Origin of the sequence: Catenulispora yoronensis (genome assembly GCF_039531695.1) — a bacterium.
Lineage (GTDB): Bacteria > Actinomycetota > Actinomycetes > Streptomycetales > Catenulisporaceae > Catenulispora > Catenulispora yoronensis.
In genome coordinates, this window is the sequence record NZ_BAAAQN010000002.1 from 76,013 (window position 1) to 98,095 (window position 22,083).

At 70.9% G+C, this 22,083-nt stretch carries 24 protein-coding genes; 17 read left to right on the forward strand and 7 right to left on the reverse strand.

The genetic code is table 11. The features are described 5' to 3' along the window. Positions 1-9 precede the first annotated feature (9 nt). On the reverse strand, positions 10-2,103 hold the full coding sequence (locus ABD481_RS01750; protein ID WP_344663678.1) for an RNA degradosome polyphosphate kinase: 2,094 nt from the start codon (positions 2,101-2,103) through the stop codon (positions 10-12). Positions 2,104-2,286: 183 nt separating this feature from the next. Between ABD481_RS01750 and ABD481_RS01755 the strand changes: the two genes are divergently transcribed. Beyond that, positions 2,287-3,117, forward strand: coding sequence for a hypothetical protein (locus tag ABD481_RS01755; protein WP_344663679.1), 831 nt, complete (start codon positions 2,287-2,289; stop codon positions 3,115-3,117). Next, a complete protein-coding gene (locus tag ABD481_RS01760) occupies positions 3,107-3,778 on the forward strand; it encodes a class F sortase (RefSeq protein ID WP_344663680.1) in 672 nt (223 codons plus the stop codon). The genes ABD481_RS01755 and ABD481_RS01760 overlap by 11 nt, the downstream gene beginning before the upstream one ends. Before the next feature lie 75 nt (positions 3,779-3,853). Here ABD481_RS01760 and mshD read toward each other — a convergent pair whose 3' ends face one another. After that, complete coding sequence (mshD, locus tag ABD481_RS01765; RefSeq protein WP_425559093.1) at positions 3,854-4,789, reverse strand: mycothiol synthase; 936 nt, start codon at positions 4,787-4,789, stop codon at positions 3,854-3,856. Then, entirely contained in the window at positions 4,786-5,559 is a 774-nt protein-coding gene (locus ABD481_RS01770; protein ID WP_344663682.1) for a response regulator transcription factor, read from the reverse strand. Before ABD481_RS01770 ends, mshD begins: the two co-directional genes overlap by 4 nt. 116 nt (positions 5,560-5,675) lie before the next feature. Here ABD481_RS01770 and ABD481_RS01775 point away from each other — a divergent pair, with 116 nt between their 5' ends. From ABD481_RS01775 to ABD481_RS01790, 4 genes are all read left to right on the forward strand, one after another. Beyond that, positions 5,676-6,551, forward strand: a complete 876-nt coding sequence (locus ABD481_RS01775; protein ID WP_344663683.1) for an alpha/beta hydrolase — start codon at positions 5,676-5,678, stop codon at positions 6,549-6,551. Then, on the forward strand, positions 6,548-6,799 hold the full coding sequence (locus ABD481_RS01780) for a MoaD/ThiS family protein (protein WP_344663684.1): 252 nt from the start codon (positions 6,548-6,550) through the stop codon (positions 6,797-6,799). Before ABD481_RS01775 ends, ABD481_RS01780 begins: the two co-directional genes overlap by 4 nt. A gap of 381 nt (positions 6,800-7,180) precedes the next feature. Beyond that, on the forward strand, positions 7,181-8,035 hold the full coding sequence (locus ABD481_RS01785; protein WP_344663685.1) for a TgpA N-terminal domain-containing protein: 855 nt from the start codon (positions 7,181-7,183) through the stop codon (positions 8,033-8,035). After that, positions 8,032-8,796 carry an LmeA family phospholipid-binding protein gene (locus ABD481_RS01790; protein WP_344663686.1) on the forward strand — a complete coding sequence of 255 codons (765 nt, stop codon included), beginning with the start codon at positions 8,032-8,034 and terminating at the stop codon, positions 8,794-8,796. The genes ABD481_RS01785 and ABD481_RS01790 overlap by 4 nt, the downstream gene beginning before the upstream one ends. 45 nt (positions 8,797-8,841) lie before the next feature. Here ABD481_RS01790 and ABD481_RS01795 read toward each other — a convergent pair whose 3' ends face one another. Continuing rightward, a complete protein-coding gene (locus tag ABD481_RS01795; RefSeq protein ID WP_344663687.1) occupies positions 8,842-9,234 on the reverse strand; it encodes a cupredoxin domain-containing protein in 393 nt (130 codons plus the stop codon). 132 nt (positions 9,235-9,366) lie between these two features. Here ABD481_RS01795 and ABD481_RS01800 point away from each other — a divergent pair, with 132 nt between their 5' ends. The 7 genes from ABD481_RS01800 (at position 9,367) to ABD481_RS01825 (ending at position 13,558) form a co-directional block, all read left to right on the forward strand. Beyond that, entirely contained in the window at positions 9,367-9,915 is a 549-nt protein-coding gene (locus ABD481_RS01800; RefSeq protein ID WP_344663688.1) for a sigma-70 family RNA polymerase sigma factor, read from the forward strand. Next, a complete protein-coding gene (locus ABD481_RS01805) occupies positions 9,912-10,571 on the forward strand; it encodes an anti-sigma factor family protein (protein ID WP_344663689.1) in 660 nt (219 codons plus the stop codon). Before ABD481_RS01800 ends, ABD481_RS01805 begins: the two co-directional genes overlap by 4 nt. Before the next feature lie 87 nt (positions 10,572-10,658). Then, positions 10,659-10,739 carry an Ms5788A family Cys-rich leader peptide gene (locus ABD481_RS47315; protein WP_344661945.1) on the forward strand — a complete coding sequence of 27 codons (81 nt, stop codon included), beginning with the start codon at positions 10,659-10,661 and terminating at the stop codon, positions 10,737-10,739. Between the two features lie 211 nt (positions 10,740-10,950). After that, complete coding sequence (locus ABD481_RS01810; protein WP_344663690.1) at positions 10,951-11,814, forward strand: sulfurtransferase; 864 nt, start codon at positions 10,951-10,953, stop codon at positions 11,812-11,814. Continuing rightward, the gene (locus tag ABD481_RS01815; protein ID WP_344663691.1) at positions 11,811-12,110 is read left to right on the forward strand and encodes a DUF1416 domain-containing protein; all 300 of its coding nucleotides are present in this window, start codon (positions 11,811-11,813) and stop codon (positions 12,108-12,110) included. Before ABD481_RS01810 ends, ABD481_RS01815 begins: the two co-directional genes overlap by 4 nt. 361 nt (positions 12,111-12,471) lie before the next feature. Beyond that, positions 12,472-13,005, forward strand: coding sequence for a heme-binding beta-barrel domain-containing protein (locus ABD481_RS01820; protein ID WP_344663692.1), 534 nt, complete (start codon positions 12,472-12,474; stop codon positions 13,003-13,005). Between the two features lie 91 nt (positions 13,006-13,096). Next, positions 13,097-13,558 carry a Fur family transcriptional regulator gene (locus ABD481_RS01825; protein ID WP_344663693.1) on the forward strand — a complete coding sequence of 154 codons (462 nt, stop codon included), beginning with the start codon at positions 13,097-13,099 and terminating at the stop codon, positions 13,556-13,558. 60 nt (positions 13,559-13,618) lie between these two features. On the opposite strand, the gene ABD481_RS01830 is transcribed toward ABD481_RS01825, so the two are convergent. Together ABD481_RS01830 and ABD481_RS01835 are read right to left on the reverse strand one after the other, a co-directional pair. After that, positions 13,619-14,944 carry an outer membrane protein assembly factor BamB family protein gene (locus tag ABD481_RS01830; protein WP_344663694.1) on the reverse strand — a complete coding sequence of 442 codons (1,326 nt, stop codon included), beginning with the start codon at positions 14,942-14,944 and terminating at the stop codon, positions 13,619-13,621. Continuing rightward, positions 14,941-16,386 (reverse strand): hypothetical protein, encoded by a 1,446-nt coding sequence (locus tag ABD481_RS01835; protein WP_344663695.1) that lies wholly within the window; start codon positions 16,384-16,386, stop codon positions 14,941-14,943. Before ABD481_RS01835 ends, ABD481_RS01830 begins: the two co-directional genes overlap by 4 nt. Positions 16,387-16,520: 134 nt before the next feature. Between ABD481_RS01835 and ygfZ the strand changes: the two genes are divergently transcribed. From ygfZ to ABD481_RS01855, 4 genes are all read left to right on the forward strand, one after another. Beyond that, the gene (ygfZ, locus tag ABD481_RS01840; RefSeq protein ID WP_344663696.1) at positions 16,521-17,528 is read left to right on the forward strand and encodes a CAF17-like 4Fe-4S cluster assembly/insertion protein YgfZ; all 1,008 of its coding nucleotides are present in this window, start codon (positions 16,521-16,523) and stop codon (positions 17,526-17,528) included. 421 nt (positions 17,529-17,949) lie between these two features. Next, the gene (locus ABD481_RS01845; RefSeq protein ID WP_344663697.1) at positions 17,950-18,504 is read left to right on the forward strand and encodes an RsiG family protein; all 555 of its coding nucleotides are present in this window, start codon (positions 17,950-17,952) and stop codon (positions 18,502-18,504) included. Positions 18,505-18,512: 8 nt separating this feature from the next. Beyond that, complete coding sequence (locus tag ABD481_RS01850) at positions 18,513-19,469, forward strand: asparaginase (protein WP_344663698.1); 957 nt, start codon at positions 18,513-18,515, stop codon at positions 19,467-19,469. A gap of 42 nt (positions 19,470-19,511) precedes the next feature. Further along, positions 19,512-20,507: a DUF5996 family protein gene (locus ABD481_RS01855; protein WP_344663699.1), complete on the forward strand. Its 996-nt coding sequence runs from the start codon at positions 19,512-19,514 to the stop codon at positions 20,505-20,507. A 41-nt stretch (positions 20,508-20,548) separates the two neighbouring features. Here ABD481_RS01855 and ABD481_RS01860 read toward each other — a convergent pair whose 3' ends face one another. After that, the gene (locus ABD481_RS01860; RefSeq protein ID WP_344663700.1) at positions 20,549-21,952 is read right to left on the reverse strand and encodes a M64 family metallopeptidase; all 1,404 of its coding nucleotides are present in this window, start codon (positions 21,950-21,952) and stop codon (positions 20,549-20,551) included. Between the last annotated feature and the right edge of the window lie 131 nt (positions 21,953-22,083).

Genomic DNA, 22,083 nt, shown 5'->3' on the forward strand with positions numbered 1-22,083 from the left:
CCGCCTCGCTCACCCCGGCCGCCGGCTCCACCAGTCGGCCCGGCCGGCGATCAGCGTGCTCTGCACGTCCGCCAGCGGTGAGCCGTCCTGCGCGTACTCCGAGCGGGTCCAGGTCCCGTCGCCGGCCAGGTCCCAGGCTCCGGTCTTGGGGTCCATCGCCAGATCGAACAGGGCCGTGATGGCCCGCCGCTGCTGCGGTTCGACCAGCCGCACCAGGGCCTCCACCCGGCGGTCCAGGTTCCGGTGCATCAGGTCCGAGCTGCCGATCCAGACCTCGGTCTGGTCCCCGACCCCGAACACGAAGGCCCGCGAGTGCTCCAGGAACCGGCCCAGCACGCTGCGCACCCGGATGTTCTCGCTCAGGCCCTCGACCCCGGGCCGCAGCGCGCAGATGCCGCGCACCCACATCTCCACCTGGACGCCGGCGTCCGAGGCCGCGTACAGGGCGTCGATCACCGCCTCGTCGACGATGGAGTTCACCTTGATCCGGATCCGGGCCGGCTCGCCGGCCTCGGCCCGCGCCTTCTGCTGCCCGATCAGCTCGATCAGCCCGGGCCGCAGCGCGTTCGGCGCGGTGAGCAGCCGCCCGAACTTGGTCGGGTGGGCGAACCCGGACAGCCGGTTGAACAGGTCCGACAGGTCCGCGCCGATCTCGTTGTCGCAGGTGAGCAGGCCCAGGTCCTCGTAGAGCCGGGCGGTCTTGGGGTTGTAGTTGCCGGTGCCGACGTGCGAGTAGCGGCGCAGGAACCCGCCCTCGCGGCGCACCACCAGCGAGAGCTTGCAGTGCGTCTTCAGGCCGATCAGCCCGTAGACCACGTGGCAGCCGGCCTGCTCCAGCTTGCGGGCCCAGGAGATGTTGGCGTGCTCGTCGAACCGGGCCTTGATCTCCACCAGCACCAGCACCTGCTTGCCGGCCTCGGCGGCGTCCACCAGGGCGTCCACGATCGGCGAGTCGCCGCTGGTCCGGTACAGCGTCTGCTTGATCGCCAGCACGTCCGGATCGGCCGCGGCCTGCTCCAGGAAGGCCTGCACGCTGGTGGCGAAGGAGTCGTAGGGGTGGTGCAGCAGGATGTCCCGGCGCCGGATCGCGGCGAACACGTCGGCCGGTTTGCCCGGCCCCTCGTCGGCCAGGTCCGGGTGGGTCTTGGTGACGAACGAGGGGAAGCGCAGCTCGCTGTACTCGCCGCGCTTGCCGATGTCGGCGATCTGGTGCAGCCCGGTCAGGTCCAGCGGCGCGGAGAGCTTGAAGACCTCGTCCTCGTTGATGTCCAGCTCGCGCACCAGCAGGTCCAGCACCTGGGGCCGGATGTTCTCGTCGACCTCCAGCCGGACCGGCGGGCCGAACCGGCGGCGCATCAGCTCCCGCTCCAGCGCCTGCAGCAGGTTCTCGTCGGTGTCCGCCTCGACTTCCAGGTCCTCGTTGCGGGTCACCCGGAACGCGTGGTGGTCCAGGATCTCCATGCCCGGGAACAAGAGCTCCAGGTGCGCGGCGATGACGTCCTCGACCGGCACGTAGCGCCCGGGGCCGGCCTCCACGAAGCGGGGCAGCAGCGGCGGCACCTTCACCCGGGCGAAGTGCTCCTGCCCGGTGTCCGGGTCGCGCAGCGAGACCGCCAGGTTCAGGGACAGCCCGGAGATGTAGGGGAACGGGTGCGCCGGGTCCACCGCCAGCGGCGTCAGCACCGGGAACAGCTGGTAGCGGAACAGCTGGAACAGCTTCTCCCGCTCCTCGCCGTCCAGATCGTGCCAGCGGATGATGGCGATCCCGGCCGCCGACAGCTCCGGGCGCAGCTTCTCCTGGAAGACCGCGGCGTGCCGGGCCATCAGCTCCCTGGTCTCGGCCAGGATCCGGCGCAGCACCTCGACCGGGGGCAGGCCGGAGGCCGAGGTGGTGGCCACCCCGGTGGCCAGCCGGCGGCGCAGCCCGGCGACCCGCACCATGTAGAACTCGTCGAGATTCGAGGCGAAGATCGCCAGGAAGCGCGCCCGTTCCAACAGGGGAACCTGGGCTGAGTCCTGGGCGAGTTCGAGGACGCGCTCGTTGAAGCGGAGCCAGGAGATCTCCCGGTCCAGGAAGCGTGTCTCGGGGGCCGGGCCGGTCATGATTGTCAGCCTGACACGTGGCGATGAACGGCGGGTAGCCGGAGGGTGGATTCTCGGCGTCCGGGTGAACGCGTGCGCCATCCGGGCGAAAATGCGCTGCTCAACAGGTGAAACCCCTTCCACGACGGTATCGATGGATCTGGAAGGTGTACCCGGGTCCGCCCGAGCACACCTCCCCTGCTTTTGCCGCTTCGAACCCTGATCGAGGAGGAGGCCCCCGAGATGTTCGGGATGAAGACCCTGGTGGTGGGCGGCGGTGCGGCCGCGCTGTTGTGGATGATGAACACGCACGCCAGCGCCGGAGACCTCGTGGACAACGTCAAGAACGGCGCCTCCGCGGTCTCGAACGGCTACCAGAACCTGCAGAGCGGCTACCAGAACCTGCAAAGCGGGTACCAGAGCCTGTCCGGCGGCGTTCAGAGCCTGTCGAGCGGCGTGAACGGCGTGGCCTCCGGAGTGTCCGGAGTGTCCGGCGCCACGGGCGTCTCCGGTGCCACGGGGGTGTCCGGCGCGTCCGGCGCCGCGGCGCCGGACGCCTTCTCCGCCGACAGCGGCAGCTCGGGCAGCGGCCTGAGCGGCCCGGCGGTGGAGATCGCCCCCAGCGCGGCCAAGCCCGGGCAGCAGGTGCTGATCACGGTGCCGACCTGCATCCAGCCCGAGAGCGGTACGGCCACCTCCTCGGTGTTCGCCAACAACGGCTCGGTCTCGCTGACCCGCAACCCCAAGGGCGCGGGCCTGGCCGGCACGGCGACCATCGTCTCCACGGCGCAGGACGGCCAGTGGTCGGTGAACGTGACCTGCGGGACCGGCGCCAACAAGCTGAACGGCGTCACCAGCATCACCGTCTACGGCGGCGCGCACCCGACCAACCCGCCGAAGGCCGGCGGCGGCGGCTCGGTGATGAAGGGCGACGTCGGCATGACCGCCGGCGGCCTGGCGCTGGTGGCCGGCGGCATCGGCTACGGCCTGTGGACGATGCGGCGCCGCGGGGCCTCCGGCACGCATGTCGGGTGATCCGGCCCCGGCGGCCGGCCCGGGACGCGCCGGCCCGCCGGGTCGGCGCCGCACCCTGAAGGTCGTCCTGGCGGTGGCCGTGGTGCTGGCCGGTTTCAGACTGCTCAGTTCCGGGGTCAGCGCCCTGACCGGACCGCCCTCGCCCTCGCGGGGCGCGCTGTTCGGCAGCTGGTCCGGTCCGAGCGCGCCCCCGCTGGCGCGCTCGGTGCCGCTGCGGGTGAAGGTGCCCTCGGTCGGCATCGACGCCCCGCTGATCCGGCTCGGCCTGGACGCCGACGGCGCGGTCGCGGTGCCGCCGACGTCGGTGCCGACCGAGGCCGGGTGGTTCATCGGCAACCCGACGCCGGGGGAGCGCGGCGCGGCGGTCATCGTCGGCCACGTCGACACCGAGTACGGCCGCGCGGTGTTCTACCCGCTCGGCAATGTGCAGCCCGGCGCCCTGGTGGTGGTGGACCGCGCCGACAAGAAGCACGCGCAGTTCCGGGTCAACTCGGTCGAGGTGGTGGACAAGGGGCGGTTCCCGGCGCAGCGCGTGTACGGGTCCGGCGACGACTCCGACGGCGCGCAGCTGCGGCTGATCACCTGCGGCGGCGCGTTCGACGGCAAGCACTACGCCGACAACCTGGTGGTGTACGCGCAGCTGGTCGGCGTCAGCGACTGAGCCCGGTCGGCGGGTCCGCCGACCGGGCTCACGGGGCGCACAGGGCGTACGGGGCGCACAGGGCGCACGGCGCGGTCAGGGCATGCGGTACATGATGTCGGCGCTGCGCCGGGTGAACCCGAGCTTGCTGTACACGGCGACGGCCGGCCCGTTGTCGCCCTCCACGTAGAGGATCACCGTGCCGAGGCCGCGCTCCCGCAGGTGCGCCAATCCGATCAATGTCAGGGCTTTGCCGAGGCCGCGGCCCTGTTCGGAGGGATCGACGCCCAGCACGTACACCTCGCCGACCGGGCCCTGGCCGTAGGCGCTGTGGTCGTGCACCTTGGTCCAGTGGAAGCCGACCAGCTTCCCGTCCCGCCAGGCCAGGAAGAAGCCGGCCGGGTCGAACCAGGGCTCGGCCATCCGCGCGCGCAGGTCGGCGACCGTCATCGAACCCTGTTCCGGGTGGTGGGCGAAGGCCCGGGCGTTGAGCTCGACCCAGGCCTCGTCGTCGGTGCCGGGCCGGAAGGCGGCCACGGTCACGCCTTCGATCGCGGGGGCCGGCGGCACCTCGGCCGGCGGCCGGGCCATCACCCAGAGCTCGCGGACCGGCTCCAGGCCGCGCTTGGCGGCCAGGGCGGCGGCGGCCGGGAGCCCGCCGTGCGCCCACACCCGCAGCGGCGGGTCGGTGCGCCGGACCTTCATCCGCAAGGCGTCGAGCAAGGCCCCGCCGACGCCCTGGCGGCGCGACGACGGGGCCACCACGACCTCGGCGGACGGACCTTCCTCGAGTTCGGTCTTGTCCAGGATCGCGTACCCGATCAGCTCCGAGGACCGGCCTGACAGTCGCCGGGCCACGAAGTGCCAGATGTCGGCGCCGCTCTGGTGCTTCAGCTGGAGCAGGACCTGCTCCGGGAGCGGCGCCACACCGTCTGCCTGTTCCGCGGCCCCGGCCAGGGCCCGGATCGCGGCGACGTCCGCCTCGGACACCTGGCGGAGGACGCCTACGGAAATACCTGCGTTTCCATTCACCCCACCACGCTACGGGCCGGTTCGGGGTCGGCGGCGCGGGCGTCGACCGACCCGCCGCCGGCGGCCCCGCCGGAGCCCGAGCCCGAGCCGCGCTTGTCCGGCGTGACGAACCGGTAGCCGACGTTGCGCACGGTGCCGATCAGCGCCTCGTGCTCCACGCCGAGCTTCGCGCGCAGCCGCCGGACGTGCACGTCCACGGTGCGGGTGCCGCCGAAGTAGTCGTAGCCCCAGACCTCCTGGAGCAGCTGCGCCCGGGTGAACACCCGGCCCGGGTGCTGCGCCAGGTACTTGATCAGCTCGAACTCCTTGAAGGTCAGGTCCAGCACGCGGTTGCGGATCCGCGCGGTGTACGTGCCCTCGTCGATCGACAGGTCGCCGTTCTTGATCTCCAGCGGCACGTCGTCGGCGACCGCGCCGGCCGCCAGCTTCCCGGCCGCCAGCCGCAGCCGGGCCTCCACCTCGGCCGGTCCGGCCGATTCCAGCAGCACGTCGTCGATGCCCCACTCGGCGGTGACCGCGGCCAGCGCGCCCTCGGTGGTGATCAGCAACAACGGGCAGTCCACTCCGGTGGTGCGCAGCAGCCGGCACAACGAGCGCATCTGCGGCAGATCGCGCCGGGCATCCACCAGGATGGCGTCGGCAGGTGGAGTGTCGATCAGCGCGGAGGCCTCCGCCGGCGCCACACGGACGTTGTGCAGCAGCAGGCCGAGGGCCGGGAGCACCTCGGAGGACGGGGTGAGGGAGTTGGTCAACAACAACAAGTTGGACATCCGCGGATCGCTCCTCGCCAGTCCGGGGGCGTTTTCTTGTTGACGCCCGCCAGAAAACACACAGAGGACCCTTGGGGCTTCATCGCCCTGGTCCTCTGTTAGAGAGGATAGCCGTCATGAGCCGTTTCCCCGAGGTTTCCGTGCCGGAGTTCACACGTATTTTACCTGGGCAAAGGCGCAGCTCCAGCCGTCGCGGGGGTGGCCAGACCCTGCTCACCGCCGATGGCGTGCGGCTCAACGCGGTGCACAGGGCGGGTGTGGACCGCCGCTGGGCATTCGTGGTGTGCCACGGATTCAGCGGATCGTGGCGTGGCGCGGACATGTCCCGGATCGTGAGAACGTTACGAGCATATGGCGGGGTGATCGCATTCGATTTCCGCGGTCACGGACAGTCATACGGGAGATCGACGGTCGGTGATCTGGAGGTGCTCGACCTGCACGCGGTGGTCGAGTGGGCACGGGTACTCGGTTACCGGAATGTAGCGACAGTGGGTTTCTCGATGGGCGCCTCGGTCGTGGTGCGGCACGGCGGGCTCTGCGGCTCGGGCGTCGGACCGGGTTCGCCGACCGACGCGGTGGTCTCCGTGAGCGGGCCCGGGTGGTGGTACGAGAGGTCGACGCGGCCCATGAGAATGGTGCACTGGCTGGTGGAGCGCCGCGCCGGGCGCCTGGTGTCCGCGGTGGTGCTGAAGACCCGGATCCTGCCCGACGGCTGGAATCCCGTGCCCGAGTCGCCGGTGGAACTGGTGGAGCGGATTGCGCCGGTGCCGTTACTGGTTGTGCACGGCGACGCCGACCGCTACTTCCCGGTGGCCCACGCCGAGGCGCTGTACGCCGCCGCCGGCGAACCCCGGGAACTGTGGATCGAGCCCGGTTTCGGGCACGCCGAGGCGGCCGCGGACGAGGACCTGATAGGCCGGATCGGCCAATGGGTACGGGCCCTGCCCGCTGCCGAACCGCTGGAGAAGGAGATGGAGGGAGAAGTGGGATGAGTGGGCTGATCCGTTACTGGGCCGGGGCGAAAGCGGCCGCCGGCATCGCCGAGGAGCCCTATGACGGCGAGGTGCTCGCCGACGTCCTGGCCGCCGCGGTGGCGCGGCACGGCGTGGAGCTCGGCGCGGTGGTGCGGCGTTCCTCGTTCCTGGTGGACGGCGCCCCAGTGGGACTCCGCGACCCGGCCGCCGTGCCCCTGCCGCCGGGCGCGGTGGTGGAGGTCCTGCCGCCGTTCGCCGGAGGCTGAACCCCCGCCCCTGGTACCTTGCAGGCTGGCAGGCCGTCGGCAGGAGGACGCAGGGTGGGCGAGTACACAGGCCGACGACGTGGGCGGCCGGCTTCTGAGCCGGAGGCCACCGAATCGCCTTCGTACGAAGACGGCTACGACGGCTATTACGAGCAGGGGTACGCGGAACAGCAGCCGGGCTACGAGTACGGCTACGACACTGGCTCCTACGAGACCGGTTCCTATGATGCCGCCTCTTATGACACCGGCTCTTATGACACAGGTTCCCATGAGACATACGAGGCGTATAGCTATGAAACGCCTCAATATGAGGAACCTCAAGCCTATGCGCCTGAGCCGCAGCGACCGCACTCGCGCCGGGGCCGGCCCTCGCCGGAAGAGATGTACGCCTCCGAGAACAGCTACTCGGAATACGACGACCACGGCTACACCGAGCAATACACAGGCGAGCAGTACACAAGCCAGCAGTACACAAGTCAGCAGTACGTAGACGAATACGCCGAGCCGCGCTTCGAAACCCGCCGCCGCTCCGACGGGGCCGCCGAGGACTACGACGCCGACTATTACGACACCGAGTACGCACCCGACGACGCATCGGACTACGCATCCGGCTATGCGTCCGAGTACTCACCCGACTATCGCCCCGAAGCCCCTCCGCGCCAGCGCCAAGCGCTTCCCCTGCCGGCCCATCTCCCGTTCCTGGGCGCATCGACCGCGGCACTCGTCATCGCTTCCTTCGTCTCCACCAAAGCTGTGGCGGCCGTGGTCCTGCCGCTCCAGATACTCGTCGCCTGGGCGATCCTCGACCTGGCCGGCTACGCCTCGCGCCGCACCGCCGTCCTGGTCGCGCTGCCGGTGCTCGCCGCCACCGTCGGCGCCTTCAAATTCCAGGCCGACGAGTCGGCCACTGCGATAGCTGGGGGACTCGGCGCGGGTTTCTTCCTAGTGGCCGCCGACGCTGTGTTCCGTGCGCGGCGGCGCGGCGTGGAACCGGGCACCGTCCGGGCCGTCGGCGCGGCCGCCTCGGCGCTGCTGTTCGCGGGCCTGACCGGCTTGTTCGTGCCCGCCGCGCGCCTGGACCAGTCGGCCGTCGCGGTCGGCGCGGCGGTCGGCGCGCTGCTCGGTCTGGTGGCCGCGCGCAACCCTGAACTGGGCTCCAGCCGGGTCGTGGTGGTCGCGCTCCCGGCCACCGGGGCCGCCCTGGCGTCCTACGCCGCGGCTATCCTCGTGACATGACTTACGAGGAGGGGATCGAACAGCTGAACTGGCAGGCGCAGCCACCGCCGCCGGTCCGGCGGCGCAAGTGGCCGCTGCGGCTGGTGATCGTGCTGCTCGTGCTGGCGGGGCTGTTCGTGGCGGCGGACCGGATCGCGGTCGGGGTCGCCGAGAGCCAGATCGCCAAGCGGGTGCAGACCTCGCAGAACCTGGCGGCCAAGCCGTCGGTCACGATCAGCAACTTCCCGTTCCTGACCCAGCTGATCGGGATGAAGCTGGACCACGTCTCGATGGACGCCCGCGGCGTGGTGCGCAACGGGATCCGGGTCAGCGACCTGCACGTGGACCTCAACGGCGTGGCCCCCTCCGACGGCTTCAAGCAGGCCAAGGTCGACCAGCTCTCCGGCATCGCCTTCTTCAGCTGGGCCGACCTGGAGGCCGCGGCGGCCACCCAGGGACTGAACGACCTCACCCTGGCCGCGGGCCCGGACAACACCATCCGGGTCACCGGCCCGATCGCCGGGCTGGGCAAGGTCACCCTGCAGAGCCGGCTCGGACTGGGCCCGGACAACCGGCTCCAGCTCACCGCCTCGAAGGTGGAGACCTCGGTCCCGGGCCTGGCCGGCCGGATCCCGAAGGAGCTCGACTTCCCGCTCCCGCTCGGGGGGCTGCCGATGAACCTCACGCTCGAGCTCAATGACCTGAAGACGTCCGCCGACGGACTGCGGGTGCGCGCCGAGGCCGACAACGTCACCATCACCAGCTCGGGGATCTCCGGCTGAGCAAGGGCGGCCGCGGCCGCCGGCGGCCGGCCAGCCCGGGCCGGCTCAACGGACGATGAGCTTGCCGTGCATGTCCGGATGGATCGAGCAGTGGAAGGCGTAGGTGCCGGCCGCGGCCGGGGCGGTGAACGTCACGGTCTGCCCGGCGGGCACGCGCACGTCGAACTGCCCGGGGCTGTCCCCGGTGACGGTGTGGTCCGCCGAATCGGTGTTGGTCACCGTGACCGTCGCGCCGGCCGGGACCGTCACCGGCCCGGAGAACGCGAAACTCGCGATCGTGATGGTGCCCGCCGACATCGGCGAGGACGAGGTTACAGACGGGGCGGGCGAGCCGGAGGAGCTTGCTGAGCCGGCCGAGCCGGACGTGCCCGACGAGCACGCGGCCACGGTGACCAGCAGCGTCGCCGCGACCCCGGAGACGAGTGCTGTGCGTTTCATACAGATGACACGGCCCGGATCCGGCGGCGGTTCAAGCCCGGGCGGATGCGAAGAGGTGCCGCGGGAGCACAGTCAGTGCCATCATGCGGTGTTGTGGCGTGGTGGAGGCGAATTGAACCGGACCCGCCGCCCTTGCGTGTCCCTGGTGTGGACGTCGCGAGCGCGGACGCGGAGCGCCTCAGATCGCTCTATGCGGACCATGCCGGCCCGCTGCTCGGGTACGTCCTCAAACTGACCAACGGCGACCGGTCGCAGGCCGAGGACGTGGTGCAGGAGACGTTCCTACGGGCCTGGCAGCACTCCGAGGCGTTCGCGCCGGACCGCGGCTCGCCGCGGGCCTGGCTGTGCACGGTCGCCCGGAACATCGTGGTGGACCACGCGCGGGCCCGTCGCTCCCGGCCGCAGGAGGTCGGGGAGGAAGGGCTGCATCTGGCGGCGGCGCGCGGCGCCGTCGTCGAGGACGACCACGATCGGATCCTGCTGGGATGGGAGGTGGCGGAGGCCATGACGACGTTGAGCCCCGACCACCGGGCCGTGCTGCGGGAGACCTACTTCAAGGGGTTGTCGGTCGCCGAGGCGGCGAAAGTGCTGGGCATTCCCCCGGGTACCGTCAAGTCGCGCACGTATTATGCGCTGCGCGCGCTGCGGACCGCTTTCGAGGAACGGGGGATCAAGCCGTGAATCGGGAGCTGTGCGACCGCGAGGACCTGAAGTTCTCCATCGGGGCGCTGGCACTGGGCGCCCTGGACCCGGACGAGGCCCGGGAAGTGCGCCGGCACCTGGCCGACTGCCCGGAGTGCCAGGCGGAGTACACCTCGTTCGTCGGGGTGAAGCGGATCATGGACATCGGCCTGGTCGGCGCCCCGATGCCGGAGCCGGCGCCGCCCAAGAAGCGGTTTCCGGCAGTCAAGAAGCGGTTTCCGGCACTGAAGCCGCTGCGGCGGCGCCTGGTCCTGGGCACCGCCGGCGGGCTGGCCGTGCTCGCGCTGCTCGGCGGCGGTTACGCGATGGGGCAGCACCGCACTCCGGCGCGGGCGCCGGCGTCCACCGCGCTGCCCGCGGTCACGCAGAGCGGCGTCACCGCGCAGATCTCGTACGAGAGCCGCGGCTGGGGCACCTGGGTCGACGCCAAGATGAGCGGCGCGCCGACGCACACCGTCTGTACGCTGTTCGTCTACGACAAACAGCAGAACAAATTCCAGCTCTCCAGCTGGAAGTCGGTGGGCAAGCAGATCGACATCCCGGCCGCCACCAACCTGACGCCGGACCAGATCGATCACTTCGAGGTCCGGGTCGACGATCACGGCTACGACATCTCGGTCCCGATGGGCTCATGACCAGCGGTGTGCGCGAAACTTAAGACCGGCGTCTCACAGTGCGGTACATACGTGACACCGCCCCGAGCCCTCTCTAGCATCGCTTGTATGAAGCAGCAGGCGGATTTCACCAAGCGACGCGCAGTCGATCTGTGCCGCGTCGCCGCCTGCCTGTGTCGAATGCGCTGACCCCGAAGGGTCGGCCGCTTCCCTGATCCCGGTGCCGGGGTCCGGACGCCTGGCGTGAATCGCCCGGTCAGGCCCTCAAGAAATGCCCTTCGTTTCAGCGCGGACCCATGATGGACACGCTCCTGCTTCCGCGTGCCCGTACCCCGCCGAACCAGGCGGCCCGGGCCTCACCCCACTCCGATCCGAACCCCGAACCATCCGGAGGACTCCCATGAGTCGCAACGACGTCCTGGTCGACGCCGACTGGGTCCAGGCGCACCTGGACGACCCGAAGGTCGTCCTCGTCGAGGTCGACGAGGACACCGCCGCCTACGAGAAGAACCACATCCGCAACGCTGTCCGGATCGACTGGAAGCGCGACCTCCAGGACCCGGTCCGCCGCGACTTCGTCAACCAGGAGCAGTTCGCGGCCCTGCTCTCCGAGCGCGGCATCGGCAACGACGACACGGTGGTCCTCTACGGCGGCAACAACAACTGGTTCGCCTCCTACGCGTACTGGTACTTCAAGCTCTACGGCCACGGCGACGTGAAGCTGCTCGACGGCGGCCGCAAGAAGTGGGAGCTGGAGTCGCGCGAGCTGGTGGCCGAGGTCCCGTCGCGGGCCGCCACCTCCTACACCGCGCAGCCGCAGGACCAGTCGATCCGCGCCTACCGCGACGACGTCGTGGCCGCGATCGGCAGCAGCAACCTGGTCGACGTCCGCAGCCCCGACGAGTACTCCGGCAAGCTGCTGGCCCCGGCCCACCTCCCGCAGGAGCAGAGCCAGCGTCCGGGCCACGTGCCCACCGCGGCGAACATCCCGTGGTCCAAGGCGGCCAACGACGACGGCACCTTCAAGTCCGACGCCGACCTCACCGCGCTGTACGAGGCCGAGGGCGTGGACCTGGCCAAGGACACCATCGCCTACTGCCGCATCGGCGAGCGCTCGGCCCACACCTGGTTCGTGCTGCACGAGCTGCTGGGCCAGGCCAACGTGAAGAACTACGACGGCTCCTGGACCGAGTACGGGTCGCTGGTCGGCGTCCCCGTCGCCCTCGGCACCGCGCCGGGCAGCCCGGAAGGCGGCCAGCAGTGACGGACTCGTGCGGAGCCCCCGCAGGCGGATACAGCATCGAAGGAGTGGACGTGGCGAAGGAAACGGTCATCCAGGGCGCGGTCTCGCGGGACGGCAGCCCCGTCACCGGTTACGTGCGCCTGCTCGACGCCGGCGGCGAGTTCACCGCCGAGGTCCCCACCAGCCCCGAAGGCGGCTTCCGCTTCTTCGCGGCCCCCGGCACCTGGACCGTCCGCGCCCTGGTCCCCGGCGGCACGGTCGACGCCACCGTCGAGGCCACCCTGGGTGAGGTCGCCGAGGTCGCCCTCGCGGTCTGACCGCGACAGCGCGGGACGGACAACGTAGGACGTACAGCGCAAGACGTACAGCGCAGGACGTATGAGGGGAGCGCCCGCCGCCGAGCAATCGGCGGCGGGCGTCGTCGTGTCCGGCGCCGATCCGCGGCCCCTCGCGGCGGCGGGGATCGGGTCGGCCGGCGGCCGGTTCCCGGGTTCACTCCCCGAGACCAACCTCACCAAGTCGCGCTCCCGCCCCTCCGCTAGACTCCAGATCATGAGCGTGCAGACCCTTTTCGACATCCTCCTGGTCCTGGTGGCCGTGCTGGTTCTCTGGTTCGCTTCCTTCGTCGTCCTGCGCCTCTTCAAGGGCCAGGGCTAGAGCGGGAAGGGGCCGGCCGTCATGCCTCTGGAGATCCCCTCGGACCTGCACCCCGACTGCGTTCCCCTGGCCTTCCTGCTCGGCACCTGGGCGGGCGCCGGCGTCGGCGGCTATCCGACCATCGAGTCCTTCAATTTCGGACAAGAGGTGGTCTTCTCCTACACGCCGGAAAAGCCCTTCCTCAAGTACGGGTCCCGGTCCTGGCTGCTGGACGACGAGGGCAACCAGGTCCGGCCGCTGGCCCAGGAGTCCGGCTACTGGCGTCCGCAGAAGCGGACCGAGGAGAACGGCACCGCCGGCACCACCCGAACGCTGCTCGAAGTGACCCTCGCGCACCCGACCGGCATCTCCGAGATCTGGGTCGGCGAGGCCGACGGCGCGAAGGTCGAGCTGCGGACCGACGTCGTCGCGCGCACCGAGACCGCCAAGGAGTACACCGCGGGCCACCGGCTCTACGGTCTGGTCCAGGGCGACCTGCTATGGGCGTTCGACATGGCGGCGATGGGCCAGCCGATGCAGTCGCACCTGTCCGCCCAGCTCAAGGCGACGAACTAGCGAATCGCGACCGGTCCGGCACGGGGTCCGCGAGCCGTCCCGCGCACTTTATGTGGCTGAGGCTGTCCCCGTCCGGTGGGATAGTGGAGGTATGGAGACCGCGACCACGGACCTCACCAATGAGCTGCGTGCGAAGGGCTACCGCCTGACGCCGCAGCGTCAGTTCGTTCTGCAGGCCATCGCGTCGTTGGACCACGCCACGCCGGAGGCGATCTGCGAAGAGGTCCGCCGGACCGCCCGCGGGGTGAACCTGTCCACGGTCTACCGGACCCTCGAACTGCTTGAGGAACTCGGGCTGGTCACCCACACGCACCTGGGCCACGGCGCGCAGATCTACCACACCGCCGACCAGCCCGCGCACGTCCACCTGGTCTGCCGCGGCTGCGGCCGGATCGTCGAGGCCGCGGACTCGGCGGCCGGGCCGCTGGTCGACCGGCTCCGGGCCGACTACGGCTTCGAGACCGACGTCCGGCATCTCGCGGTGTTCGGCAACTGCGCCGATTGCGCTGCCGCCGCGGCGGCCGCCGCCGAGAGCGACGACGAGACCGCCTGACGGCTACTGACGTCCCCTGGAAATCCCTGACGGCCGCTGACGGCCTCTGCCGGCCGCCCCTCAGCCCAACCGCACGTCGATGACCGCCGCCCGGCCGTTGGGATGCGGATCCAGCAGGAACAGGTCCTTGGCGTCGCCGTACACGGAGTACGAGCCCGGGTTCCCGCTCTTGCCGAGGTAGTCGGAGACCGCCTGGGAGAGATCCGCCTCGACCACCACGCCGCCGTCGCCGGCCACCCGGCACAGCGACGCCCGCGGGTGCCCCGGCACGCCGGTCGTCACCACCCGCGCCACGTCCGCGTTCCCGACCACCGCGTACACGTCGTGGTGCTCGGCGGCGGCGTTCGGCAGTCCGCGGGGAGCGACGGCCTTCCCGTCGGCGCCCCAGCACGCCGCCTGGTGCCCGCCCGCGCACAGCACACCCGCGCCGACGCCGACCTGGGCCCGCGTCGCGGCGTTCGCAGTCAGCGCCGCCATCAGCCCGTCGAGCCCGGAGACGGCGACCGGGGTCGCGACGCCGCCGAAGCTCAGCGCTTTCGGGGTGGTGCCGTCGTCGACGGCGACCACCGGATCCGCGCTCACGATCTCCGGATGCGACACCCCTGCCATCGCCGCGCCGGCGGGGACCGCCGCGTTGGGCACCTCCGCCCCGGTCGCGGCGTCGAGCACCTTCACCGTGGCCTGCGGCTGCCCCGAACAGACCTCCGCTATCGCCACCTTCGTGCCGGACACGGCGAACGCGTGCGGCCGATGCTCACAGTCCCCGGGGTGCTTCCACTTCTGCTCGCCGGTCTTCAAGTCCAGCGCGACGATCCCGGTCCCGGCGGTGGCGCGGTCCGAGTCGATGATCGCCATTCCGCCGGCCGCCGCGTAGTCCGCGGCTCCGGCGTCCGGATCGCCGAACGACATCGAGGCCGGCGTCGTCCACAGGACTTTGCCGCTGGCGATGTCGATCGCGGAGATCACCGCGCACTCGGAGGCGGCGTTGACCCGGGTCTGCGCCGTCCCCTGCGTCGCGACGATGCCGACGCCCGCGTCCACGCCCGCCGACATTCCGCAGACGTCGCCGCCGCCCGGTGCCGGGAGGTCCCAGGCGGGGGAGCCGTCGGCGCGCTTCATGGCGTGCAGTCCGTCGACGCCGCCGCGGACGACGACGTCCGGACCGATCCAGAAGCCGGTCAGCGCGCTGAGCGACGGTGCGTCGTGGGCGCCGTTGACGACCCATGCGGCGTTCCGCACTGGCGGTGGCGCGGTTCGCGTCGGCGAGGACGCGGACGCGGTGCTGTCCTTCCCCGTCAGCGCGATGGTCCCGGCAACGGAGGCGGCGAGCACGCCGATCGCTATAAGGCTCGGCAGTACAGGCCCGCGTAGTACGTTCCCACTCATAGCGAACTCCGGTACCAGGACGCGTATCCCTGCGTGAACTGGTCTGTCGTAGTACTGAGGACGTTCTTCATGGCGTCGTCCACACAGGTCGCCGAGGTGGCGTTCTTGTAGACGTACAACACGAACTGGTCCACCTTCTCGGGGCTCCACTTGCCGGCCATGTAGCGCATCGCCATGTGCGAGTAGAAGTAGCCCAGAGAGGAAGCGTCCGAGTCCGAGCTGTAGACCTGCGCGTCTGTGGGGAGGGCCTTAGGCGCTCCGTGCTTGGTCGCGTAGGCGTGGAGGGTGTCGCCGTCGTACAGCAGCTCCGTGGGGGAGTACATCCGCTGCGACTCCCACTCGGCGAACCCTTCCACGACCCAGAGGTGATCCTGTTCGGACCGCCCGCTCAAGTTCTCGAACGGATCGATCATCGCGTGGGTCATCTCGTGCTTGAAGATGATGTCGGCGTCGGCCGGATCGAGGTTCTTGTAGTGCGTCGTGTCGATCGCTATCCGGGAGCTGGGATAGGTGCCGCCGGCGCTCGACGGGTCCGAGACGGCGGGCATGGGGACGGTGACGCCGACCGACTCGTCGCGGCCCTGGTCGTAGATGCCCTCGTAGGTGTCGCGGTTCGAGGTCAGGAAGACCGCGAATCCCGGTGCGGTCCCGGTACCGCCGGTCCAGTGCGCGAAGTCGTACTGCGCGTCGCTCTCAAGGGCGTCGGCGCGGCTCTTGGCGAAGCTGGACGAGGTGTCGTCCGCCATGATCACGACGTGCTTGCGGGTCAGCACGGTCAGGTTCGCTATGGAGTCCCACGGGGCGGGGTACCCGCGGCGGTTCGTGGGGGCGTCCACGGCTGTGACCTGGAGGCCGGTGGCGCCTCGGACGACCGTCCAGCGGTACTGCTCCTCGACCGGGGCGGTGTCCACGCCCGTGATCTGGTGGTCGAAGTTCACGGCGACGGTTGCCTGTGCGCCCTGCGCGAAGGTGCTCTCACCGCCGTCCATGCTGCCGAACCGGTAGGCGGCCGACGCGAACGGGATCTTTTGGAGGTTGTCGTACAGCTGTCCCTGCTGCTTGAGCAGGTCCGCGTTTTTGGGGTCGACGGCGGCCAGGAAGGCTGCGCGGTCCTTTCCCTTAAGGGCTGTGCTGTGCGCGGCGAGGAAGGCGTCCAGTTCGCTCTGGGTTATAGAGCCGCCGGCCTTAGCGGATCCGGCCGCGGAGCCCGCGGTGGTCACCTCACCAGCTGCGTTCACCGCCGCCGGCAGGACTGTCTGTTCGCCGGGAGCCGCTGCCGGTGCCGCCGCCTGCGCCGGTGCCGTGAGCGCGGGAGCGGGCGACGCGGGCGCCAGTCGCGGCTCCTCCCGGACCTTCGCCGCCGCGATCCCGCCCACCGTCAGCGAACCGGCCAAGGTCAGTACCGCGCACGCCGCCCACGCGACGACCGTCGGCCTTGCCATGGATTTCCCCGCCCTGTGCGTTGCACTGGTGAAACCTGTGAACCCCGTGGGCCGCACCGCTGCTGAACAGCGGTCGCGCCGCACCGGGAGAACGGCAGCGTAGCAGGCGCTTTGCGATAGGAGAGACTGGAACCATGACGAGCCCGTTGCTGACCCTGCCCACCGCCGTCGCGGCCGATCCGCCGGACGCCGGAGTCGCCGCGCACTACGGCGATCCGCACGGCGAGCAACGGCGCTTGGCGGAGGAACGGACCGGGTTCGTCGACCTGTCGCACCGGGGTGTGCTGCGCGTCTCCGGGCCGGACCGGCTGACCTGGCTGCACTCCTTCACCAGCCAGCATCTGGAGCGGCTGCGGCCGGGGGAGGCCGTGGAGGCGCTCATCCTGTCTCCGCAGGGCCGGGTCGAGCACGCGCTCTACCTCGTCGACGATGGCGAGGCGACGTGGTTCCACGTGGAACCGGGGACCGCGCCGGAGCTCCTGGCGTTCCTGGAGAAGATGCGCTTCATGATGCGGGTCGAGCCGCAGGACGTCACGGACCAGTACGCCGTGGTTCTCACCACCGGTCCGGTTCCGGACGGGGTCCTGGCGCGCGAGGTCGACCTCGGGCACGAGCTGTTCCTGCCGCGCGAGCGCCTGGCCGCGTTCGCCGAGGACGGCGGCGCCGGGGCTCCCGCCGGGATGTGGGCCTACGAGGCCCTGCGGATCGCCGCGCACCGGCCCCGGGTCGGCCTGGAGACCGACGACCGGACCATCCCGCACGAGGTCGACTGGATCGCCACCGAGGACCACCCGGGCGCGGTGCACCTCAACAAGGGCTGCTACCGGGGCCAGGAGACGGTGGCGCGCGTGGACAACCTCGGCCACCCGCCGCGGCGCCTGGTGTTCCTGCACCTCGACGGCACACCGGAGCACCTGCCCGCGCACGGCGCGGAGGTGACGACCGGGGACGGCCGGGTGGTCGGCCACGTCACGTCGGCGGCTCGGCACTACGAGCTCGGCCCGGTGGCGATGGCGCTGGTCAAGCGGACGACGCCGGTCGAGGAGCAGCTGACGGCCGACGGAGTACCGGCCGCGCAGGAGGTCGTCGTGGCACCGGAGACCGGGGCCAACCGGCGGCCGGCGTTCCGGGCCGGGAGGTAGGGGGCCGGGGCCGGGCCGGGCCTGGCCGCCGGATCGCGGGGACGGGCCGGGTCCGGGAGCGCGCCGGATCGCCCGGGTATGCCGGCTCCGGTGCGCGTCGAGCCCAGAAGTGCGTCGGTCCCAGGAATGCTCCGGGCCCAGTAGCGCGTCGGCCCGAAGGCCGCCGAAGGCTCCCGCTCCGAGCCCCGGCGTCCGCGGCCGGCGATTTCATGTCAGAGCCCGTGTTTCCCGCCGTTCGAAGCGTGAGACGGCGCCGCGCTCCGAGCCGTTGATATCCGCATCATCCGGTGTCCTGAACAGCCCATCCTCAGGTCGGTGGTTGAGTCCGGAGTCCGCCGGTCGCACGTACCGGCCGTCGCGATCGGGTGGCGATCGGGCCAACCTCGATCCGCACTATTCCCGCCCATGGAACGATGCTGTTATGGGCACCCAAGCCACCAGACTCGACCGCGTCCTGGCCGCCGCACGCCGGTCGGCCGGCGAGGTCGAGGCCCTCGACGTCGCCACGATCCGGCGGGAGCGCGGCGACGCGCTGCGGGAGGAGTCCGAGCTCTCCTACCTGCGGCGCGTGCTGCACGGGCGGATCGACATAATCGATGCCGAGCTGCGGCGCCGGGCCGCCGGGTCCGAGGCGCGCCTGGTGGAGTCCCTGGCGGCGATCCTGGCCGACGACCCGCCGGCCAACGCGCGCTCGCCCAGGCACATGGACATCGTCCCGGACCCGGATCCCGGCGAGTACCGCTCGCGGATGGAGGAGCGGATCGACGCCGCCGGGCCGGCGATGGTGCTCGACCTGTCCGACGCGCGGCTGGGCGAGGCCCGGCTGGCGCTGAAGGACTTCGAGCAGGAGGTCTCGGAGTACCGGCACATCGCGCAGGGGGTCGTCGACCGGTTCGCGGCCGAGCTGGCCCGCCGCTACCGTGAGGGGCAGGCAACCGTCGACGATCTGCTCAATGAGGAGCAGAAGATGGAGTAGCACCACACATGACCGCGCAAGGTGTCGTCCCGCTGGCCGAGATAGTCCGTTCCGGCTTCACCGAGGGGTGGCACGACGGCCGCCTGGTGGCCCTGGCCGCCGACGGCTCGGTGGCCTTCGAGTACGGGGACGCGGCCGAGGTGATGCTGCCGCGTTCCAGCAACAAGCCGATGCAGGCGGTGGCGATGCTGGAGCAGGGCCTGGACCTGAACGGCGAGCTGCTGGCACTGGCCGCGGCCTCGCACGCCGGCGAGCCGTTCCATCTGGAGGGCGTCCGCAAGATCCTGGCCGGCGCCGGGCTGGCCGAGGACGACCTGGCCTGTCCGCCGGACTGGCCGTTGGCCGAGGCCGCGAAGCTGGCGATGGTCCGGGCCGGGGGCGGCAAGCAGCGGATCACCATGAACTGCTCCGGCAAGCACGCCGCGATGCTGGCCACCTGCGTGCACAACGGCTGGCCGACCGCGGGCTACCTGGATCCGGCGCATCCGCTCCAGCGCGCGACGCGGGACACGGTGGCGCGGCTGGCCGGCGAGCCGGTCCGCTACGACGCCGTCGATGGTTGCGGCGCCCCGCTGCACGGCATCTCGCTGATCGGCCTGGCCCGCGCCTTCCGGGCCGCGGTGCTGGCCGTGCCGTCCTCGCCCGAGCGCCGGGTGGCCGACGCGATGCGGGCGCACCCCGACTACGTCTCGGGCACCGACCGCCTCGACACCGATCTGATGGCCGGGGTCCCCGGGCTGCTGGCCAAGGGCGGCGCCGAGGGCGTGCAGGCGGTCGCGCTGCCGGACGGCCGCGCGGTGGCGCTGAAGGTCGGTGACGGCGACCACGAGCGGCGGGCGGTGGGCCCGGTGCTGGTCGCGGCACTTCGGCGGCTCGGCGTCGAGGCGCCGGTGCTGGCCCGGTTCGCGGAGTCGCCGCTGCTCGGCGGAGGCCTGCCGGTCGGGGCGGTCCGCTCAGCGATCTGAGCCGACAAGCGCCGAAGCGGATCCGCGCTTAGGCTCGCTGGCATGACCGAGTCGACCGCGATCCCGACGGAAGTCCTCCCGGCGCTCCCCTATGAGGAGTGGCAGCCCACTCGCGAGACGTTGCACCGCTACTTGCAGATCGTCGGGAAGGTGGCGCTGGCCCGCGGGGTCCGCCGCAACCACTGGTGGCACATCACCCTGCGCAACCGGCCGCGCGGGTGGTCCACGGTCGAGCTCGGCAGCGCGCGGCAGGGGCCGCTGTTCACGTGCGAGTTCGACTTCTTCGACCACGTGCTGCGGATCGACACCGACCACGGCGGGCAGGCGGTGGTCCCGTTGACCGACCAGACCGTGGCGTCCTTCTACGCGCAGACCCAGGACGCGCTGCGCTCCCTGGACATCGACCCGCACATCGCGAAGCCGTATCCGTACGACCAGCCCGACAAGGACCGGCCGTTCGCGCAGGACACCGAGCACAAGACCTATGTGCCGGAGCACGCGCACCAGGCGTTCCGGGTCTTCAGCCAGGTGGGGCGGATCCTGGAGGAGTTCGGCGCGGCGTTCTCCGGGAAGGTCAGCCCGGTCCAGATCTTCTGGCACTCCTTCGACATCGCCACCCAGCGCTACTCGCCCCGGCAGATCCCCGCCCCCGAAGGCATGGACGACGCCACCCGCGAGTCCTACTCCCGGGAGCAGATCAGCTCCGGGTTCTGGTACGGCGACCCCAACACGCCGGAGCCCACCTTCTACTCCTATACGTATCCCGAGCCGAAGGGGATCGAGGCGGAGACTCTGCGTCCGGACACGGCGCTATGGGTTCCCGCGCGCGGCAGCCACACAGCGAACTACTCCTATGACGACGCGCGCAAGCACGACGACCCGGTGGGCTGCGCACTGGAGTTCTTCCAGTCGGCCTACGAGGCGGGATCCCAGCTCGCAGGGTGGGACTCCGCGTCGTTGGCCTGCTGGGACGGCATCACCGACCCGCTTCTGCGCAGCAAAGAGCCGCTCGGCCGGCACTGGCCCGAGCGGCCCTGAGCGTTCGGAGACTGAGTGTTCGGAGACTGGTCAGCGGGCGATCAGCCGCCCCACACCCACCACAGCCGGGTCTTGGTCATGTTCGCCGACCGGAAGTCCTCGTCGATGACCGCCGGGTTGTTGTCCACGACGTAGATGCTGACCTGGTTCCACCCGGGCTTCAACGGCGCGGTGTTCAGGTCCAGGCTCGTCGACCCCAGCGTGCCCGGCACCGCCACGCCGCCGATGCCCCACCAGACGGTGTAGTCCTGGCCGACCAGCGGGATCAGGCTCGCCTTGAGCGTGACGTTGGAGCGGTCCACGATCCCGTCGGGCGTCGGCGCCGGGGTCACCGAGTCGATCGGGTCGATCGAGCCGCTGGTGTAGCGGCTCACGTAGAAGGACTCGATCAGCGCCTCGATCGACGGCGGGTTGAACGGCTTGCCCAGGGTCCGCATCTCGGAGTCCAGGGAGGGGCGGTAGAAGCCCGCGGCGTAGTAGTTCGCCCCCGCGTAGTCGCCGACGGTGCTGCCGTCGGCGCTCGGCTTGCCGAGCCAGCGCCACCACTTGTGGTGGTTGGTCTTCAGGTAGTCCTCGGTCCGGGAGGTGACGTTGGCCAGCGGCCCGGCCTCGGCGCCGGTCGAGGTGTCGAACGGCACCTGGTACTCGTCGCCGAGCCCGGCGATGGTGTGGGCCATCTCGTGCACGATGACGTTGGTCGAGAACTGGTTCTCGCCGGCCAGCGTGGTGATCGAGCCGCCGGCGCCGCCGTAGGTGGTGGTGTGCGCGATCGACACCACGTGGTTGATGCCCGGCAGCAGGTTCGCGTAGGTCTGCGCCGCGTTGGTGTCCACGCACAGCAGGCGGTCGATGTCGTGGCAGAAGAAGTGCATGCCCAGCGGCGTCTGCCGGACGATGCCGTTGGTCGGGTCGTTGGAGATGCCCGACACCGGCGAGGGCACTTCGACCCGGGAGCCGTCGAAGAAGTTCTGGTAGGTCTTGAACGGCTCGTACGCCATCAGCGACTGCCAGGCGTTCTCCGCCGACTGCGCGAAGATCGGCATCTCCGAGGCCAGGTAGCCGTCGCCCACGAAGACCAGGTCGATCCGGTTGTCGTGGCGCCCGTTGTCGTGCATCGGGATGACGGTCGGGGTGGCCGCGGTCGCCACCGCGCCGGGAGCCGGGCGCAGGTTCTTGGGAACCGGCAGGGCCTTCGGTGCGTGGTCCGGACCGCCGTGCGCGAGGGTGATCTTCCCGTCCGGCGAGAAGGTCTCGAACATCAGGCCGTGGTTCTCGGTGGTGCCGGTGGTCATCCACGGCGCGGCGGCCGCGTTGCCGGAGGCGGTGGCCGGACCGGTCGCGGCCGCGGCGAGCAGGCAGGCGCCGGCGGAGACGGACAGCATGGCGGCGACGGCGGCGCGGTGGCGCGCGCGACGGCGGGTGGTGACTCTGTCATGGCGGAGCATGCGGCCATTCAAACGCCGCATTTCGTTCGGAAACCCACTGGTCGGCCGTGACGCGGCCGACTACAGCGGACATTCATCCTTTCGGCCCCACCGAATGCGGCCCCCGGGGACCCGGCCCCCGAAGCTGTGAC

Coding starts and splice junctions, on each gene's coding strand:
- ABD481_RS01750 (WP_344663678.1), bottom strand. CDS start 2,103: ATGACCGGCCCGGCCCCCGAGACACGCTTCCTGGACCGGGAGATCTCC.
- ABD481_RS01760 (WP_344663680.1), top strand. CDS start 3,107: ATGTCGGGTGATCCGGCCCCGGCGGCCGGCCCGGGACGCGCCGGCCCG.
- ABD481_RS01770 (WP_344663682.1), bottom strand. CDS start 5,559: ATGTCCAACTTGTTGTTGTTGACCAACTCCCTCACCCCGTCCTCCGAG.
- ABD481_RS01775 (WP_344663683.1), top strand. CDS start 5,676: ATGAGCCGTTTCCCCGAGGTTTCCGTGCCGGAGTTCACACGTATTTTA.
- ABD481_RS01780 (WP_344663684.1), top strand. CDS start 6,548: ATGAGTGGGCTGATCCGTTACTGGGCCGGGGCGAAAGCGGCCGCCGGC.
- ABD481_RS01785 (WP_344663685.1), top strand. CDS start 7,181: ATGTACGCCTCCGAGAACAGCTACTCGGAATACGACGACCACGGCTAC.
- ABD481_RS01790 (WP_344663686.1), top strand. CDS start 8,032: ATGACTTACGAGGAGGGGATCGAACAGCTGAACTGGCAGGCGCAGCCA.
- ABD481_RS01795 (WP_344663687.1), bottom strand. CDS start 9,234: ATGAAACGCACAGCACTCGTCTCCGGGGTCGCGGCGACGCTGCTGGTC.
- ABD481_RS47315 (WP_344661945.1), top strand. CDS start 10,659: ATGAAGCAGCAGGCGGATTTCACCAAGCGACGCGCAGTCGATCTGTGC.
- ABD481_RS01810 (WP_344663690.1), top strand. CDS start 10,951: ATGAGTCGCAACGACGTCCTGGTCGACGCCGACTGGGTCCAGGCGCAC.
- ABD481_RS01820 (WP_344663692.1), top strand. CDS start 12,472: ATGCCTCTGGAGATCCCCTCGGACCTGCACCCCGACTGCGTTCCCCTG.
- ABD481_RS01825 (WP_344663693.1), top strand. CDS start 13,097: ATGGAGACCGCGACCACGGACCTCACCAATGAGCTGCGTGCGAAGGGC.
- ABD481_RS01830 (WP_344663694.1), bottom strand. CDS start 14,944: ATGAGTGGGAACGTACTACGCGGGCCTGTACTGCCGAGCCTTATAGCG.
- ABD481_RS01835 (WP_344663695.1), bottom strand. CDS start 16,386: ATGGCAAGGCCGACGGTCGTCGCGTGGGCGGCGTGCGCGGTACTGACC.
- ygfZ (WP_344663696.1), top strand. CDS start 16,521: ATGACGAGCCCGTTGCTGACCCTGCCCACCGCCGTCGCGGCCGATCCG.
- ABD481_RS01845 (WP_344663697.1), top strand. CDS start 17,950: ATGGGCACCCAAGCCACCAGACTCGACCGCGTCCTGGCCGCCGCACGC.
- ABD481_RS01850 (WP_344663698.1), top strand. CDS start 18,513: ATGACCGCGCAAGGTGTCGTCCCGCTGGCCGAGATAGTCCGTTCCGGC.
- ABD481_RS01855 (WP_344663699.1), top strand. CDS start 19,512: ATGACCGAGTCGACCGCGATCCCGACGGAAGTCCTCCCGGCGCTCCCC.
- ABD481_RS01860 (WP_344663700.1), bottom strand. CDS start 21,952: ATGCTCCGCCATGACAGAGTCACCACCCGCCGTCGCGCGCGCCACCGC.